Below are 17,077 nucleotides of genomic sequence, written 5' to 3' on the forward strand. Positions count from 1 at the left end.
GTATGCCTTCCGCGTGCATGGATGGGAACGTGGCGCGGGCGGAGGTGCATCGCATTGGAACAGGTGTGCGGCAATGGAACACCCGGCGAGGCCGGCTCTGAGCGGCTCCGGATGGGCTGCTCAGCCTGGGCTGTTGCCAGTTGCCTGAATGATAAGAAGAAATTGAGAATCTCTGCGCAGGCCTGCGGTTCTGGCACGCTGCCTGCAAAGGAGACGTGTGACGCACACGGCGTTCGTAACCACAAGAGAGGAGACAGCGAGATGATCTACGCAATGCCCGGCCAGTCCGGTGCCCCGGTGCAGCACAAGGCGCGCTACGACAACTTCATCGGCGGCCGTTGGGTTTCGCCGGTCAAGGGCCAGTACTTCGACGTGGTGACGCCGATCAGCGGCCAGGTCTATACGCAGGCGGCACGCTCCACCGCCGAGGACATCGAGCTGGCGCTGGACGCGGCGCACGCGGCGTTTCCGGCCTGGAGCAAGACGCCGGCGGCCGAGCGGGCCAACATTCTGCTCAGGATCGCCGAGCGCATCGAACAGAACCTGGAACGGCTGGCCTACGCCGAGACGGTCGACAACGGCAAGGCGATCCGCGAGACGCTCAATGCCGACATTCCGCTCACCGTCGATCACTTCCGCTACTTCGCCGGCTGCCTGCGCGCGCAGGAAGGCAGCATCAGCGAGATCGACGAGAACACCGTCGCCTACCACCTGCACGAACCGCTGGGCGTGGTCGGGCAGATCATCCCGTGGAACTTCCCGATCCTGATGGCGGCCTGGAAGCTCGCGCCGGCGCTGGGCGCGGGCAACTGCGTGGTGTTGAAGCCCGCCGAATCGACGCCGGTCTCGATCATGGTGCTGGTCGAACTGATCGCCGACCTGCTGCCGCCGGGCGTGCTCAACATCGTCAACGGCTTCGGCCGCGAAGCCGGCATGCCGCTGGCCACCAGCAAGCGCATCGCCAAGATCGCCTTCACCGGCTCGACCTCGACCGGGCGGGTGATCGCCCAGGCCGCGGCCAACAACCTGATCCCGGCCACGCTGGAGCTGGGCGGCAAGTCGCCCAACATCTTCTTCGCCGACGTCATGGACCGCGACGACGCCTTCCTCGACAAGGCCATCGAAGGCATGGTGCTGTTCGCCTTCAACCAGGGCGAAGTGTGCACCTGCCCGAGCCGGGCGCTGATCCAGGAAAGCATCTACGAGCGCTTCATCGAGCGCGTGCTCGAGCGCGTGGCGGCGATCAAGCACGGCCACCCGCTCGACACCGAGTCGATGATGGGCGCGCAGGCCTCGCGCGAGCAAATGAGCAAGATCCAGTCCTACCTGGCGCTGGGCAAGGAAGAAGGGGCCGAAGTGCTGATCGGCGGCGACAAGGCGAATCTGGGCGGCGAACTGAGCGAGGGCTACTACATCCAGCCCACGCTGTTCAAGGGCCACAACAAGATGCGCATCTTCCAGGAAGAGATCTTCGGCCCGGTGCTGGCGGTGACCACCTTCAAGGACGAAGCCGAGGCGCTGGCGATCGCCAACGACACGCTGTACGGGCTGGGTGCGGGGGTGTGGAGCCGCAACGGCAACGTGGCCTACCGCATGGGCCGGGCGATCCAGGCCGGGCGGGTGTGGACCAACTGCTACCACGCCTATCCGGCGCATGCGGCCTTCGGCGGCTACAAGGAGTCGGGCATCGGGCGCGAGACCCACAAGATGATGCTCGACCACTACCAGCAGACCAAGAACCTGCTCGTCAGCTACAGCGAGAACAAGCTCGGGTTCTTCTGATGGATCAGGCCCCAAACGCCGCTTGCAGGGCGGCGCGGGGGCCAGGCGTTCTCCCCCATCTCACGGAAGTGAGTTCCGGGCGGCCTTCGGGCCGCCCCTTTTTTGCCTTGAAGCAAGTCCAGGTGATGTCGAACGGCACTGGCGGGACCGGCGGCGGGAACCCGAAAATGGCCAGCGAGTGGATTCCGGCCGGCGTGACGAACCGGGTGCGGCAGCGTGCGTGACGGAAAGTACCTGCTCCGCTTTGGAACAGGTGCTTCATCATGGGACAGTGGCAGGCTCATGCGCCATGCTGGCGGGCTGAAGCCCGGGTTCAGCGGCGGCCGCTGCCGTGGCGGCCCGGCAGCATTCTCGGCAACACCGGCACGCCTTGCAGCCAGTGCAGGATCACGGCGCCGACGTGCATCACGATCAGCACCAGCAGCGTCCACGCGAACAGGCTGTGGGCGGCGCCGAACAACGCGTTCAGGGCTTCGTCCGGCCAGCCTGCCTTTGGAATGACGTAGCCGAAGAAGCGCATCGGGTACTTGGTGAAGCTGCTCGACAGATAGCCGCTCAAGGGCGTCAGCACGAGCAGCAGGTAGACGGCACGATGGCCGTAGCGCGCGAGGCGCTGCTGCAGCGTGCTCAGGCGCTCGTCCGCCGGTGGCGGATGCCGCCTGCGCCAGGCCAGGCGCAGCAGGAGCAACAGGAAGGCGGTGATGCCGAGCGACTTGTGCAGGGCGATCGTGGAACTGCGCTCGGGCCCGCTGGGCAGACCATCGATGGACAGGCCGATGAAGATCAGGACGGCGATCAGAATCGCGTGGACCCAGTGCAGCGCGATTGCGCCCGGGTCATAGCGTGCGGGGATCATGGGGGGCGTCTCCTTGTGACGACGCCCCCTGCCGCGGATCGGGCGGCAGGGGGCGGCTGGGGCGCACGGCGAATGTCCGGGCGGCGAGGCCCGGTCACGATCACTCTTCGGCGACGGTCTCCAGCCAGGCGCGAATCGCCCACATGGCCTCCTGGGACAGGATACCCTCGAACGGCGGCATATAGACCCGGCCGTCGCGGGTGGCGCCGTGGCGGATGCGCTGCATGAAGATTTCGTCGCCCTCGGCGTCGTTCGGCAGGGAGCGCAAGTCGGGCGCGATGCCGCCCGAGACGGCGCCGAGGCCGTGACAGCGGGCGCAGTTCTGGTTGAATGCCGAGTCGCCGATGCGGATGGCGTCCTTGTCTTCGCTGTAGGGGTTGCGCTCCAGCCAGGCGTCGCCGAGCGGCTTCAGGGCGGAGACGTCGACGGCCTGGGGAACGACGTCGCCGTGCGCGCAGGCCAGCGACGCGCTGCCGGCGAGCAGCAGTGCGAGCGCTGCCTTGCGCAGGGGCTGGAATCTCGTCTCCTCGTTGTATTTGCTTTTCACTTTGCAGTTCCTCATGACTGGTGTCGGGATGTATCGATTTCGATGCACCGGCGGATCCGGTTGATGGGAACTCTGCAAGCGGTGTGCCATGGCGGCTTGCGCCGTTGTGTGGCAAGGAACTTGCTCTCACACAGGGCATGGCCCCGGCGGCGGTTGCTGCAATTCGAGGCAGGTGCTAAGTTTTGGGACAGCCCGCATCAAAAAAATATGACCGAGCGGGAAAACGAGGAGGAGACAGGCAATGGGCCAGCTTTTGCCCGCCGACGGACGCGAGTTGCGCGTGACCGAGGCGCGACGGCGGTTTTTCGAGGAAGGGGCTTGCCCGGACGGCGAACTGCCGAACGAGGTTCTGCGCTCGTGGCTGCGTTGCCGCGATGCAGGCGTCGACTATCTGGCCAATGGCCGCGGCGACCCCGAAGGCCGCAGCGAACTTGCCGAAGCCCGCGAGCGCAGCGAACTGCTGCTGAACAACGCCAGCGGTGTCATGGAGCATGTGTACGAGCAGATCCGCGCCTCGGGCAGCATGGTCATCCTGGCCGACGACCGTGGCGTGATCCTGCACAGCCTCGGCGATCCGGAATTCGTCGGCCGCGCGCAGCGCATCGCGCTGCAGCCCGGTGCCTCGTGGAGCGAAGGTGCGCGCGGCACCAACGCGGTCGGCACCACGTTGATCGAAGCGGCGCCGGTCGAAATCATCGGCGCGGAGCATTTCCTCGACCGCAACGGTTTCCTGACCTGCAGCGCTGCCCCGGTGTTCAGTCCGGAAGGCACGATCGCAGGTGTGCTGGACATCTCCGGCGACAGCCGCAACCCCCAGCGCCACACGCTCGGCCTCGTCAGGCTCGCTGCGCAGATGCTGGAAAAGCGCCTGTTCGAGATTCAGTACGCGCGCGAGATACTGGTGGCGATCCACAGCCGGCCGGAATGCATCGGCGGCCTGCAGGAGGGCCTGCTGGCAGTGACCCAGGACGGGCGCGTGGTCGGCGCCAACGGCATTGCCCGTGCGCTGCTGCGGCAATTGCCCGTCTGTCCCGAAGGCATCGGCTTTTCCAATGTGTTCCGGGTCTCGTTCGGTGTCTTCATGGACCGTTGCGCGCGCGATCCGCATGCGCTCCAGGCGCTGGAGCCACGCGCGGGCGAGCGTCTCTTTTCGCGTCTGCGCGCGGCGGGGCCGCTGCTCGGCATGTCCCGTGCCGGCACGCGCGACGACGAGGCGGGTGCTGCTGCGCGCGTCCAGTCCGCGCGCGGCGCCAGGCCCTGTGACCGGCGCACGGGCGAAATCACGCTGGACTGCCTGGCAACCGGCGACCCGCGGCTGCAGCTCGCGCTCGATCGCGCCGCACGGATCAGCGGCAAGGACATCCCGTTGCTGGTCCAGGGTGAGTCGGGCGTGGGCAAGGAGCTTTTCGCCCGCGCCTTCCACTTCTCCGGCCCGCGTGCCGAGGGGCCCTTCGTCGCGCTCAACTGCGCCGCGATTCCCGAGAGCCTGATCGAATCCGAACTGTTCGGCTACGTCGGCGGCGCCTTCACCGGTGCCCGGCGCGAAGGCGCGATCGGCAGGATCCAGCAGGCCCATGGCGGCACGCTGTTCCTCGACGAGATCGGCGACATGCCGCTGGGCATGCAGGCGCGGCTGCTGCGCGTGCTGCAGGAGCGCTGCGTGACGCCGATCGGCGGCCAGCGCCAGATTCCGGTCGATATCTCGCTGGTCTGCGCCACCCACCGCATGCTGCGCGATGCGGTCAAGGCGGGCACTTTCCGCGAGGATCTGTACTACCGGGTCAACGGCCTGACCATCACCGTACCGCCGCTGCGCGAGCGCTCCGACATCCGCTCCATCGTTGCCAAGATCCTCGAAACCGAACTGGCCGAGTCACCGCGGGCCGGCCAGGTGCGCATCAGCGAGCAGGTGCTGGAGTTCATCGAACGCTATCCCTGGCCGGGCAACGTCCGCCAGCTGCAGAACGTGATCCGGGTGGCGGCCGCGCTGCTCGACGACGACGAAGCCGAGATCCTGCCGGTCCACCTGCCCGAGGAACTGTTCGGCGCCGATCCGATGGACGACGCCGAAAGCGGCCGCCCGCAAGCGGCCGCCGCACCGCAGCCCGCGGCCGAAGCGCCTGCCGAGCCGTCCGCGCAGGCGCGCAGTCTGGGCGAGATCGAGCTGGAGGTGATCGCTGCGGTGATGCGCGAAGTCAGCGGCAACGTCTCGGCCGCCGCGCGCCGGCTCGGCATCAGCCGCAACACGCTCTACCGCAAGATCGGCCGCATGCATTGAACCCGGACCGTTGACGAAGCGAAGCCGGCCTCGTGGGCCGGCTTCGCGGTTGATGGAGACGAGGCGGGCTGGCCGTCAGGCGGCGCGTGCTGCCGGTTCGGTGTCGAATGCCGGCTGCAGGCGATTGACGCCGCTGACGATGGCGCGGATCGAGGCGGTGATGATGTTGCCGTCGATGCCGACGCCGTAGCGGTCGCCGCCGTTGTCGCCGGCCTGCATCAGTTCGACGAAGGCGCAGGCCTGGGCATTGCCGCCGTCCTCGCTCGCGGTGATCGAGCGTTCCTCGTAGCTGCGCACCTGCACGTCGATGCCGGCGCCGCGCAGTGCGTGCACCGCGGCGTCGATCGGGCCGTTGCCTTCGCCGACGAGCAGGTGGCGGGTGCCGCCGGTCTCGACCACGAGGCGGATGCCCTGGGCTGCGCCGTGCTCGAACAGGTGGTGCTCGACGTAGCGCACCGGCGAAGCGGAATCGACGTAGGTGCTGCGGAAGAGCTCCCACAAGGCCTCGGCCGACATCTCGCCGCCGGTGGCGTCCGTCACCTGCTGCACTTCGCGCGAGAATTCCACCTGGAGCCGGCGCGGCATGACGATGCCGTACTCGGTCTCGAGCAGGTAGGCGATGCCGCCCTTGCCCGACTGGCTGTTGACGCGGATCACCGAGTCGTAATTGCGGCCGACGTCGGCGGGGTCGATCGGGAGGTAGGGCACGTTCCACTGGGCGCCGGCCTTTTGGGCGGCGAATCCCTTCTTGATGGCGTCCTGGTGGGAGCCGGAGAAGGCAGTGAACACGAGATCCCCCACATAGGGGTGGCGTGGGTGGATGGGCAACTGGTTGCAGTATTCGACGGTGCGGGCGATGGCGTTGATGTCGGAGAAGTCGAGCTCCGGATGCACGCCCTGGGTATAGAGGTTGAGCGCGAGGGTGACGAGGTCGACGTTGCCGGTGCGCTCGCCGTTGCCGAACAGGCAGCCTTCGACGCGGTCGGCGCCGGCCATGATGCCGAGTTCGGCCGCGGCGACGCCGGTGCCGCGGTCGTTGTGCGGGTGGAGGCTGAGCACGACGCTGTCGCGGCGGGCGAGCTTGCGGTGCATCCACTCGATCTGGTCGGCGTAGATGTTGGGCGTCGATACTTCGACCGTGGCCGGGAGGTTGAGGATGACCTTGTCGTCCGGCGTCGCGCCCCATTCGGCGGTGACGGCATCGCAGATTTCCCTGGCGAAGTCGAGTTCGGTGGCGGTGAAGGTCTCCGGGCTGTATTCGAGCGAGATGCGGGTGCCGCATTCGGCTTCGATCTCGGCAGCGATCTGCTTGATGAGGCGTACCGCCGATACGGCGAGCTCGACGACCTGCGGCCTGTCCATGCCGAACACCACTTCGCGGAAGGTCGGCGAGGTGGCGTTGTAGACGTGGACGATGGCGCGCCTGGCGCCGCGCACCGAATCCATGGTGCGGCGGATGAGGTCTTCGCGCGCCTGGGTGAGCACCTGAATGGTGACGTCCTCGGGCACGTGGCCGCCTTCGATGAGATGGCGGACGAAGTCGAAGTCGGTCTGCGACGCGGCCGGGAAGCCGACTTCGATTTCCTTGAAGCCGATGTCGCAGACGGTGCGGAACATGCGCATCTTGCGCTCGACGCTCATCGGCTCGAACAGCGCCTGGTTGCCGTCGCGCAGGTCGGTGCTCATCCAGATCGGCGCCTTGTCGATGGTCTTGCCCGGCCATTGGCGGTCGGCAAGCTGGACGGCGGGAAAGGGACGGTACTTGGCGGCGGGGTTCTGAAGCATCATGGCGCGGTCCTCGTGGGCGTGGCGTGATTCGATGGACGAAAGTTTACGCGCCATGCAGCGGCAGACGATTGCGTTGTTGCGGTGCGGAAGCGGCTTTTCCGGAGAAATGATTCACAAATTGATGATTAAGTGAAATGATCTGCCGAACCGGGCAGATTCAGGAGCCGATCATGCAACTCGACCGCTACGACCGCCAGATTCTGGAAGTGCTGCAACAGGACGGCCGCATCAGCAACCAGGACCTCGCCGACCGCATCAGCCTGTCGCCTTCGTCCTGCCTGCGGCGGCTGCGGGCGCTGGAGGAGTCCGGCCTGATCCTCGGCTACCGAGCGCTGCTCGACGCGAAAAAGCTCGGCCTGTCGCTGATGGCCTTGATCCACATCTCGATGGACCGCCACACCCCCGAGCGTTTCACGCACTTCGAAAGCGAGGTGGCGAAGATTCCGCAGGTGCTGGAATGCCTGCTGATCACCGGCCAGGATGCCGACTACCAGTTGAAGGTGATCGTCTCCGACATGGACGGCTACCAGGAACTGCTGCTCAACCGCATCACCCGCATCCCCGGCGTCACCGGCGTGCATTCGAGCTTCGTGCTGCGGCGGGTGATCGACAACACCGCGATCCCGGTGCACGCAGGTTGAGTGCAGCTCCCGGAGCACGATTTCCCATGTCCTGGGAGGATTGCTAGAATCGCTATTCAAATTTGGAATAGCGAGTTCCACCCATGAAACCCCACGCCTCCGCCCCCGCTGTCTCCATCCTTTTTGCCGGCCTCTTCCTCTGCGCGCCGCTGCACGCTGCCGACCTCAGCGTGGCGGTGGCGGCGAACTTCACTGCGCCGATGCAGAAGATCGCCGAAGTCTTCGAGAAGGACACCGGCCACAAGCTCGTGCTGTCCTTCGGTTCGACCGGCAAGTTCTACGCGCAGATCAAGAACGGGGCGCCTTTCGAGGTACTGTTCGCCGCCGACGACGAAACGCCCGCCCGTCTGGAGCGTGAAGGCGATGGCGTGGCGGGCACCCGCTTCACCTACGCCATCGGCAAGCTGGTGCTGTGGAGCAAGCAGGCCGGCCTGGTCGACGATCAGGGCGAGGTCCTGCGCAAGGGTAGGTTCGAGCGCATCGCGCTGGCCGATCCCAGGCTCGCACCCTACGGCGCCGCCGCGATGCAGACGCTGAACAAGCTCGGCCTGGCCGACAGCCTGGCCAGCAAGTTCGTGCAGGGCGAGAACATCGGCCAGACCTACCAGTTCGTTGCCACGCAGAACGCGCCGCTGGGCTTCGTCGCGCTTTCGCAGGTGTATGCCGACGGCCGCGTCACCGAAGGTTCGGCCTGGATCGTGCCGGGCGAACTGTACGAGCCGATCCGCCAGGACGTGCTGGTACTGGCCAAGGGCAAGGACAATGCCGCCGCGGCCGCGCTGATGGACTACATGAAGGGTGATACTGCCAGGGACATCATCCGGTCCTACGGCTACGCGCTCTGAGCATGGCGGTGCTCGACGACGGTGCCTGGCAGGCGATCCGGCTCACGCTCGAACTGGCGAGCCTGACGACGGTACTGCTGTTGATCATTGCGACGCCGCTGGCATGGTGGCTGTCGCAGACGCGCTCGAAGTGGCGGGCGCCGATCGGTGCCCTCGTCACGCTGCCGCTGGTGCTGCCGCCGACCGTGCTGGGCTTCTACCTGCTGGTGCTGATGGGGCCGCAGGGTCCGCTCGGGCAACTGACCCTGGCGCTGGGCTGGGGCACGCTGTCCTTCACTTTCACCGGGCTGCTGATCGGTTCGATCGTGTTCTCGCTGCCTTTCGCGGTGCAGCCGATCCAGCACGCCTTCGAGGCCATCGGCCCGCGGCCGCTCGAAGCGGCCGCCACGCTGCGCGCCAGCCCGCTCGACGCCTTCTTCACCGTCGCGCTGCCGCTGGCGCGGCCCGGCCTGCTGACCGCCTCCATCCTCAGCTTTGCCCACACGGTCGGCGAGTTCGGCGTGGTGCTGATGATCGGCGGCAACATTCCGGGCCAGACCCGCGTGGTGTCCACCCAGATCTACGGCCACGTCGAGGCGATGGAATACGCCCAGGCGCACTGGCTGGCGGGCGGCATGGTGGCGTTCTCGTTCGTGATCCTGCTGAGCCTGTCCCTGCTCAGGCGCAGTGGCGGGGGTTTCATGCGATGAGCGCGGAGATGGAAGCCGGTGCGGACATGAACCGGGTGCGGCTTGCCCTGGCGCGGTCGGAATTTGCCGTCGACGTCGATCTGGATCTGCCGGCGCGCGGCATCACGGTGCTGTTCGGCGCTTCGGGTTCGGGCAAGACCACCGTGCTGCGCTGCGTCGCGGGGCTGGAGCGTGCGAGCGAGGGCTTCGTCCGCATCGGCGGCGAAGTCTGGCAGGACGATGCGAACGGCGTGTTCCTGCCGACCTGGCGCAGGTCGCTCGGCTACGTGTTCCAGGAATCCAGCCTGTTCGAGCACCTGGATGCGCGGCGCAACCTCGAATACGGCCTGCGCCGCGCCAGGATGCCGGGCGGCAGGGAGGCGCTGGAGGAGGCGATCGAACTGCTCGGCATCCGCGCGCTGCTGGCGCGCCGGCCCGCCCAGCTGTCCGGCGGCGAGCGCCAGCGCGTGGCCATCGCCCGCGCCTTGGCGACGCGTCCGCGCCTGCTGCTGCTGGACGAGCCGCTGGCCTCGCTCGACCTGCCGCGCCGGCGCGAGATCATGCCCTGGCTCGAGCGCCTGCGCGACCAGCTTGCCGTGCCGATGCTGTACGTCACCCATTCGGTGGACGAACTGAGCCGGCTGGCCGACCAGGTCGTGGTGCTGGAGCAGGGACGGACGTTGGCGGTGGGACCGGTCGGCGAGGTGCTGGCGCAGGGTGACCTGCCGGTGCTGGCCGGCGAAGACGCGGCGGCGGTGATCGAAGGCGTCGTCGGCGAGCGCGATGCGCACTGGCACCTCGCCCGCGTGCGGCTCGACGGCGAGGACGGCATCTTCGTGCGCGACGGCGGGCAGGCGGTGGGCGCGCGGGTCCGCATGCGCGTGCTGGCGCGCGACGTCAGCCTGGCGCTGGAGGAGCCGCAGCGCAGCAGCATCCAGAACCGCCTGCACGGCATCGTCGAAGCGGTGATGGAGGACGTTCATCCGTCGCAGGCACTGGTGCGGATCCGTTGCGGCGGCCAGGCGCTGATTTCGCGCCTGACCTGCAAGTCGGTGGAGGAATTGCGGATACGGCCGGGGCTGCCGGTGTGGGCGCTGGTCAAGTCGGCGGCGGTCATAGCCTGACCATGTTCGACAGGGCAGCAGCCACGGTCGGGAGAGCGGAAGGCGGCGCGCCGCCCGTCCGCGGTACGGGAAACATGCACAGAGTCAGCCTCAACTACACGCTTGGCGCCGATGCGGCACCCGCGCTGGTACGCAACCCGCTGCTCGATCTGCTGCAGGCGGTCAGTGAGCGGGGGTCGATCTCGGCTGCCGCGCGCCAGCTCGACCTGTCCTACCGTCACGTCTGGGGCGAGCTGAAACGCTGGGATGCGGAGTTCGGCCAGCCGCTGATCCACTGGGAGAAAGGCCATGCGGCCCGCCTCACCGACTTCGGTGCCAAGCTGCTGTGGGCGGAGCGCCGGGCGCAGGCGAGGCTGCTGCCGCAGATCGAGGCACTGCGCGCCGACATCGAGCGCGCCTTCGCCATCGCCTTCGACGATTCCGCCCATGTGCTGACCTTCTTCGCCAGCCACGACGAAGCCCTGATCGCGCTCGGCGAGCAGGCGCGCGCCCGGCGGCTGCATCTGGACATCCGCTTCACCGGCAGCGTCGATGCCATCCGCGCGCTGAACGAAGGCCGCTGCGAGATGGCGGGCTTCCATACCCGGATCAAGCCGGCGCGTGGTTCGCTGTCGCAGCGCACCTACAAACCGCTGCTGCAGCCGGGGCGCAACAAGCTGATCGGCTTCGCCCGCCGCACGCAGGGCCTGATCGTGGCGCCGGGCAATCCGCTCGGCCTGCGGACGGTGGACGACCTCACCCGGCGCGGCGTGCGTTTCGTCAATCGTGCGCTTGGCACCGGCACGCGCGTGCTGTTCGACGAATTGCTGGCCGACGCTGGCATCGCGCCCGCATCGGTACGCGGCCACGAGCGCGTCGAACCCTCGCATGCAGCGGTCGCGCATGCGATCGTGACCGGCATGGCCGACGCCGGCTTCGGCATCGAGGCCAATGCCCGGGTGCGTGGCCTGGATTTCGTGCCGCTGGTCGAGGAGCACTATTTCCTCGCCTGTCTCAAGAGCAGCCTCGAGCAGCCCGCCGCCCAGGCGCTGCTGGCCCTGCTGCGCATGGAGGAATGGCAGCGCCATCTGTCCGCCCTGCCCGGCTATGCGCCGATGAGCAGCGGCGACGTGCTGCCGATGACCCGCGTGCTGCCGTGGTGGCGCTTCCGCACGCCGCGCGCGGCGAAGCCATCGGCCGCCTGACACGGGTGGACCCGATGCGGCCGATCCGCGCATCATCACGGCTTCGAGCCACGATGAAGCCAAGGAGACTGCCTGATGGACCTGCCGATCCTGACCGACGCCCTACTGACTGTCGATGACCGCGTCGCCACGCTGACTTTCGACCGCGACGACTTGCGCAATGCCCTGACCGGCTCGGCGCTGATCGACGACATCTGCGCCGTCGCCGACTGGGTGAACCGCTGCGACGAGGTGTCGGTGCTGGTGATGACCGGTGCCGGCGCGGCTTTCTCGTCCGGCGGCAACGTCAAGGACATGGCCGAGCGCGGCGGCGATTTCGCCGGCGAGGTTGCCGAAGTCGCCTCCCGCTACCGCCGCGGCATCCAGCGCATTCCGCTGGCGATGCAGGCGCTGGAAGTGCCGGTCATCGCCGCGGTGAACGGCCCGGCGATCGGCGCCGGCTTCGATCTCGCCAACATGGCGGACATCCGCATCGCATCGACGAAAGCCAAATTCGGCGAGACTTTCCTCAACCTCGGCATCATCCCCGGCGACGGCGGCGCCTGGTTCATGCAGCGCCTGATCGGCTACCAGCAGGCTTTCGAGCTGACGTTGTCGGGCCGCATCATCGATGCTGAAGAGGCGAAACGGCTGGGCATCGTGCTGGACGTGGTCGAGCCGGACGAACTGCTGCCGCGCGCGCAAGCGCTAGCCGCCCGCTTCGCCGCCCAGCCGCCGAAAGCCCTGCGCCTGACCAAGCGCCTGATGAAGATGGCGCAGCGCATGGAGTTGAAGGACTTCCTCGACCTGTGCGCGGTTTTCCAGGGCATGTGCCACAACGAGCCTGAGCATCTGGAGGCGGTCGGTCGCATGCTGGCCGCGCAGCGGCGCTGAGTGGCGAACAAGGTCGGGGATCGAATAACCCGCTGTTTGGAATGCGGAATTCCGTGAAACATGGGGGCGAAACCTAGCCCTTCCGGCGTAGACGGCGTAGAATCTCGCCCCTTGTTCACGCCTTGCAGCATGGAGCGCATCATGCTCTACCCCACTCGTTTCGATGTCATCGTCGTCGGCGGCGGCCACGCCGGGACTGAGGCCGCGCTGGCCGCGGCGCGCATGGGCGCGAAGACCTTGCTGCTCACCCACAACATCGAGACGCTGGGGGCGATGAGCTGCAACCCGTCGATCGGCGGCATCGGCAAGGGTCATCTGGTCAAGGAAGTCGATGCGCTCGGCGGCGCGATGGCGGCGGCCACCGACGAGGGCGGCATCCAGTTCCGCATCCTGAACGCATCCAAGGGGCCGGCGGTGCGCGCCACCCGTGCCCAGGCCGACCGCGTGCTGTACAAGGCGGCGATCCGTAAGCGGCTGGAGAACCAGCCCAATCTGTGGCTGTTCCAGCAGGCGGTGGATGACCTGACCGTGGTTGGCGACCGCGTCACCGGCGTGGTGACGCAGATCGGCCTGCGCTTCGAGGCGCCGGCCGTGGTGCTGACCGCCGGCACCTTCCTCAACGGCCTGGTGCATGTGGGCTTGCAGAACTACGCCGCCGGCCGTGCCGGCGACCCGCCGGCAGTGTCGCTCGGCGCGCGGCTGAAGGAACTCGCCCTGCCGCAAGGCCGGCTGAAGACCGGCACGCCGCCGCGGCTGGATGCGCGCACGATCGATTTTTCGGTGATGACCGAGCAGCCGGGCGACGATCCGGTGCCGGTGTTCTCCTTCCTCGGCCGCGCCGAGCAGCATCCGCGCCAGCTGCCGTGCTGGATGACGCAAACCAACGTCAGCACGCACGACGTCATTCGCGCCAATCTCGACCGCTCGCCGATGTATTCGGGCGTCATCGAGGGCGTGGGGCCGCGCTACTGTCCGTCGATCGAGGACAAGATCCATCGCTTCGCCGACAAGGACAGCCACAACATCTTCCTCGAGCCGGAAGGCCTGGAAACGCACGAGATCTACCCCAACGGCATCTCGACCTCGCTGCCCTTCGACGTGCAGCTGCAGATCGTGCGTTCGATCCGCGGTCTGGAAAACGCCCACATCCTGCGCCCGGGCTATGCGATCGAGTATGACTATTTCGATCCGCGCAATCTCAAGGCCAGCCTCGAGACCAAGTCGATCGGCGGCCTTTTCTTCGCCGGCCAGATCAACGGCACCACCGGCTACGAGGAAGCCGCCGCGCAAGGCCTGCTGGCCGGTGCCAATGCCGCCTTGCAGGTGCAGGGGCGCGAAGCCTGGTGTCCGCGCCGCGACGAAGCCTACCTGGGCGTGCTGGTGGACGACCTGATCACGCGCGGCGTGTCCGAGCCCTACCGCATGTTCACCTCGCGCGCCGAATATCGCCTGAGCCTGCGTGAGGACAACGCCGACCTGCGCCTGACCGAGAAGGGGCGCGAACTCGGCCTGGTCGACGATGTGCGCTGGGAGGCCTTCTGCCGCAAGCGTGAGGCGATCGAGCGTGGCAGTGCGCAGCTGAAAGCGGCCTGGGCGCGGCCCGAGGCGATTCCGGCCGAAGACCAGCAGCGCGTGCTGGGCAAGCCGCTGGAGCGCGAGCAGCGCTATTTCGAGCTGCTGCGCCGGCCGGAGACCAGCTATGCCTCGCTGATAAGCCTGCCCGGTGCGCCGGAGACGGCCGAGACCGACCCGCAGGTGATCGAGCAGATCGAGATCGCCGCCAAGTACCAGGGCTACATCGACCGCCAGCAGGAAGAAGTGGCGAAGCAGGCGCAGGCCGAAGCCACCCGCCTGCCGGCGGACCTCGACTACGCCGACGTGCGCGGGCTGTCGAAGGAAGTGCAGCAGAAGCTGAACCTGCACCGGCCCGAGACCATCGGCCAGGCTGGCCGCATCCAGGGCGTGACGCCGGCGGCGATCTCGCTGCTGCTGGTGTGGCTGAAGCGCCGCGACCTGGCGGCACGGACGAGCAGTGCCGATGTCGCGGCGCGGAGGCCGGCAGCATGAGCGGACGGCTGCAGGCTCATGCCGCTCAGCTGGCTGAAGGTATTGCCGAGCTCGGCCTGGTGCTGGCCGATGAGACGGTCGAGCGCCTGCTCGCTTTCGGCGAGCTGCTGCTGAAGTGGAACAAGGTCTACAACCTGACCGCGATCCGCAACCCGCAGGAAGTCATCACCCACCATTTGCTCGATTCGCTGGCGGTGCTGCCGCAGCTGCCGACCGCCGGCTGCCTGGCCGACATCGGTTCGGGCGGCGGGTTGCCGGGCGTGGTGCTGGCAATCGTGAATCCCGGGCTGATCGTCAGTTCGATCGAGACCGTCGGCAAGAAGGCGAGCTTCCAGCAGCAGGCGAAGATCGAGCTCGGCCTCGGCAACTTCAGCGTGTTCAACAAGCGCGTGGAGCAGCTGCGGGCCGAAGACCTGCCGGGCGGCGCGGCCGACGGCGTGATTTCGCGGGCCTTCTCCAGCCTGGCCGACTTCGTGAGCCTGTCCGGCCATCTCGTCGCCGGCGGTGGGGCACTGTACGCGATGAAAGGTGTTCATCCGGCCGGCGAGATCGCGGCCCTGCCTGCGGGCTGGCTTGCAAGCGAGGTGCGCGCACTGACGGTGCCGGGGCTGGATGCCGAGCGCCATCTGGTCGTCATCCGCCGTGCCGTGGATGGCGTGGGCTGATGCGTCGCAACATTGAAGTACACTCGGGGCTCCGCGCCATGCGCACAGCCCCTGCAAACGGAACAGCCTGATTCGACCATGGCCAAGATATTCTGCGTCGCCAACCAGAAAGGCGGGGTGGGCAAGACCACCACCTGCGTCAACCTCGCCGCCGCGCTGCAACTGGCCGGCCAGCGCACGCTGCTGATCGACCTCGATCCGCAGGGCAACGCGACGATGGGCAGCGGCATCGACAAGCGCGGCCTGAAGGCGTCGATCTACCAGTTGCTGGTGGGCCTGGAAGACCTCGCCGGCGTGCGCGTCACCTCGCCGACCGGCGGCTACGACGTGCTGCCCGCCAACCGCGACCTTGCCGGCGCCGAAGTCGAGCTGGTCGATCTCGAGCAGCGCGAGAAGCGGCTGCGCAATGCGCTGGCGCCCTTCGACGCCGACTACGACTTCGTCCTCATCGACTGTCCGCCCTCGCTGTCGATGCTGACGCTGAATGGCCTGTGCTGCGCCAACGGCGTGATCATCCCGATGCAGTGCGAGTACTACGCGCTCGAGGGGCTGTCCGACCTGGTCAATACGATCAAGAAGGTACATGCCAACCTCAACCGCGATCTCAAGATCATCGGCCTGCTGCGGGTGATGTTCGACCCGCGCATGACGCTGCAGCAGCAGGTTTCCGCCCAGCTCGAAGGGCATTTCGGCGACAAGGTGTTCCGCGCCATCGTGCCGCGCAACGTGCGCCTGGCCGAAGCGCCCAGCCACGGCATGCCGGGCGTGGTGTTCGACCGGGCGGCCAAGGGCGCGCAGGCCTACATGGCTTTCGCGCGCGAGATGATCGAACGCGCCAGGACCTTCTGAATCCGGACACGACCATGAACAAACCCAGACTCAAGGGCCTCGGCCGCGGACTCGATGCGCTGCTGGCGGCCAACCAGGACGACGAACCCGAGAAGGGCGAGCTGCAGACCCTGCCCACGATCGCGCTGCAGCCGGGCAAGTACCAGCCGCGCACGCGCATGGATCCGGGTTCGCTCGAGGAGCTGGCGGCTTCGATCAAGGCGCAGGGCGTCATGCAGCCGATCATGGTGCGTCCGGTGGGCGAGGACAGCTACGAGATCATCGCCGGCGAGCGCCGCTGGCGCGCCTCGCAGATCGCCGGCCTGGCCGAGGTGCCCTGCCTGGTGCGCGAGATCCCGGACGAAGCGGCGCTGGCGATGTCGCTGATCGAGAACATCCAGCGCGAGGATCTGAATCCGCTCGAGGAAGCCGGCGGCATCCAGCGCCTGATCGACGAGTTCGACATGACCCACCAGCAGGCCGCCGATGCGGTCGGCCGTTCGCGGCCGGCGGCGTCGAACCTGCTGCGCCTGCTCAATCTCGCCAGGCCGGTGCAGGAGCTGCTGATGGCCGGCGACATCGACATGGGCCATGCGCGTGCGCTGCTGCCGCTCGACGGCGCCAGCCAGATCCAGCTCGCCAACCAGGTTGCCGCCCGCCAGCTGTCGGTGCGCGACACCGAGCGCCTGGTGCAGCAGATCCTGAACCCCCGCCAGAAGAAGCCCGCGCATCAGCCGGACCGCGACCTGCTGCGGCTGGAAGAAGAGATCGCCGACAGCATCGGCGCTTCGGTGAAGATCCGGGCCAACAAGAAAGGCGCTGGCGAAGTCACGATCCGCTTCGGCAGCCTGGACCAGCTCGACGGCCTGCTCGGACGCTTGCGCTGACCGGGGTACGCAAGCAAGGCCCCCACGCTCCGCGGGCCGCAAGA

General features: G+C 67.6%; 15 protein-coding genes. 12 read left to right on the forward strand and 3 right to left on the reverse strand.

Features of this window, described 5'->3' with window-relative positions; translation table 11 throughout:
- Positions 1 to 261: 261 nt before the first annotated feature.
- A complete protein-coding gene (gene adh / locus ACNQFN_RS00660; protein WP_418647710.1) occupies positions 262 to 1,782 on the forward strand; it encodes an aldehyde dehydrogenase in 1,521 nt (506 codons plus the stop codon).
- 313 nt (positions 1,783 to 2,095) lie between these two features.
- Here adh and ACNQFN_RS00665 read toward each other — a convergent pair whose 3' ends face one another.
- A complete protein-coding gene (locus ACNQFN_RS00665; protein WP_068636695.1) occupies positions 2,096 to 2,638 on the reverse strand; it encodes a cytochrome b in 543 nt (180 codons plus the stop codon).
- Positions 2,639 to 2,738: 100 nt separating this feature from the next.
- Positions 2,739 to 3,185: a cytochrome c-550 PedF gene (gene pedF, locus ACNQFN_RS00670; RefSeq protein ID WP_068636696.1), complete on the reverse strand. Its 447-nt coding sequence runs from the start codon at positions 3,183 to 3,185 to the stop codon at positions 2,739 to 2,741.
- A 241-nt stretch (positions 3,186 to 3,426) separates the two neighbouring features.
- Between pedF and ACNQFN_RS00675 the strand changes: the two genes are divergently transcribed.
- Positions 3,427 to 5,463: a sigma-54-dependent Fis family transcriptional regulator gene (locus tag ACNQFN_RS00675; protein ID WP_418647711.1), complete on the forward strand. Its 2,037-nt coding sequence runs from the start codon at positions 3,427 to 3,429 to the stop codon at positions 5,461 to 5,463.
- A 75-nt stretch (positions 5,464 to 5,538) separates the two neighbouring features.
- Here ACNQFN_RS00675 and leuA read toward each other — a convergent pair whose 3' ends face one another.
- The gene (leuA, locus tag ACNQFN_RS00680) at positions 5,539 to 7,251 is read right to left on the reverse strand and encodes a 2-isopropylmalate synthase (RefSeq protein WP_068636698.1); all 1,713 of its coding nucleotides are present in this window, start codon (positions 7,249 to 7,251) and stop codon (positions 5,539 to 5,541) included.
- Positions 7,252 to 7,421: 170 nt separating this feature from the next.
- Here leuA and ACNQFN_RS00685 point away from each other — a divergent pair, with 170 nt between their 5' ends.
- The 10 genes from ACNQFN_RS00685 to ACNQFN_RS00730 all read left to right on the forward strand — a co-directional run bounded on the left by ACNQFN_RS00685 (position 7,422) and on the right by ACNQFN_RS00730 (position 17,033).
- Positions 7,422 to 7,892 carry an Lrp/AsnC family transcriptional regulator gene (locus ACNQFN_RS00685; RefSeq protein WP_174524532.1) on the forward strand — a complete coding sequence of 157 codons (471 nt, stop codon included), beginning with the start codon at positions 7,422 to 7,424 and terminating at the stop codon, positions 7,890 to 7,892.
- Positions 7,893 to 7,975: 83 nt separating this feature from the next.
- Positions 7,976 to 8,737, forward strand: a complete 762-nt coding sequence (modA, locus tag ACNQFN_RS00690; protein WP_068636699.1) for a molybdate ABC transporter substrate-binding protein — start codon at positions 7,976 to 7,978, stop codon at positions 8,735 to 8,737.
- Between the two features lie 2 nt (positions 8,738 to 8,739).
- Entirely contained in the window at positions 8,740 to 9,426 is a 687-nt protein-coding gene (gene modB, locus ACNQFN_RS00695) for a molybdate ABC transporter permease subunit (protein ID WP_068636700.1), read from the forward strand.
- An 8-nt stretch (positions 9,427 to 9,434) separates the two neighbouring features.
- Complete coding sequence (modC, locus tag ACNQFN_RS00700; RefSeq protein ID WP_245650900.1) at positions 9,435 to 10,529, forward strand: molybdenum ABC transporter ATP-binding protein; 1,095 nt, start codon at positions 9,435 to 9,437, stop codon at positions 10,527 to 10,529.
- Positions 10,530 to 10,603: 74 nt separating this feature from the next.
- A complete protein-coding gene (locus tag ACNQFN_RS00705; RefSeq protein WP_068636701.1) occupies positions 10,604 to 11,713 on the forward strand; it encodes a substrate-binding domain-containing protein in 1,110 nt (369 codons plus the stop codon).
- 75 nt (positions 11,714 to 11,788) lie between these two features.
- Positions 11,789 to 12,586, forward strand: coding sequence for an enoyl-CoA hydratase-related protein (locus ACNQFN_RS00710; protein WP_418647712.1), 798 nt, complete (start codon positions 11,789 to 11,791; stop codon positions 12,584 to 12,586).
- A gap of 141 nt (positions 12,587 to 12,727) precedes the next feature.
- On the forward strand, positions 12,728 to 14,653 hold the full coding sequence (mnmG, locus tag ACNQFN_RS00715; protein WP_418647713.1) for a tRNA uridine-5-carboxymethylaminomethyl(34) synthesis enzyme MnmG: 1,926 nt from the start codon (positions 12,728 to 12,730) through the stop codon (positions 14,651 to 14,653).
- Positions 14,650 to 15,318, forward strand: a complete 669-nt coding sequence (gene rsmG, locus ACNQFN_RS00720) for a 16S rRNA (guanine(527)-N(7))-methyltransferase RsmG (RefSeq protein WP_068636703.1) — start codon at positions 14,650 to 14,652, stop codon at positions 15,316 to 15,318. The genes mnmG and rsmG overlap by 4 nt, the downstream gene beginning before the upstream one ends.
- Positions 15,319 to 15,396: 78 nt before the next feature.
- Positions 15,397 to 16,167, forward strand: a complete 771-nt coding sequence (locus ACNQFN_RS00725) for a ParA family protein (protein WP_068636704.1) — start codon at positions 15,397 to 15,399, stop codon at positions 16,165 to 16,167.
- 14 nt (positions 16,168 to 16,181) lie between these two features.
- Positions 16,182 to 17,033 carry a ParB/RepB/Spo0J family partition protein gene (locus ACNQFN_RS00730; protein WP_068636705.1) on the forward strand — a complete coding sequence of 284 codons (852 nt, stop codon included), beginning with the start codon at positions 16,182 to 16,184 and terminating at the stop codon, positions 17,031 to 17,033.
- Positions 17,034 to 17,077: the final 44 nt, after the last annotated feature.

It is taken from the genome of Thauera butanivorans (assembly GCF_048398245.1).
Classification (GTDB): Bacteria; Pseudomonadota; Gammaproteobacteria; order Burkholderiales; family Rhodocyclaceae; genus Thauera; species Thauera butanivorans.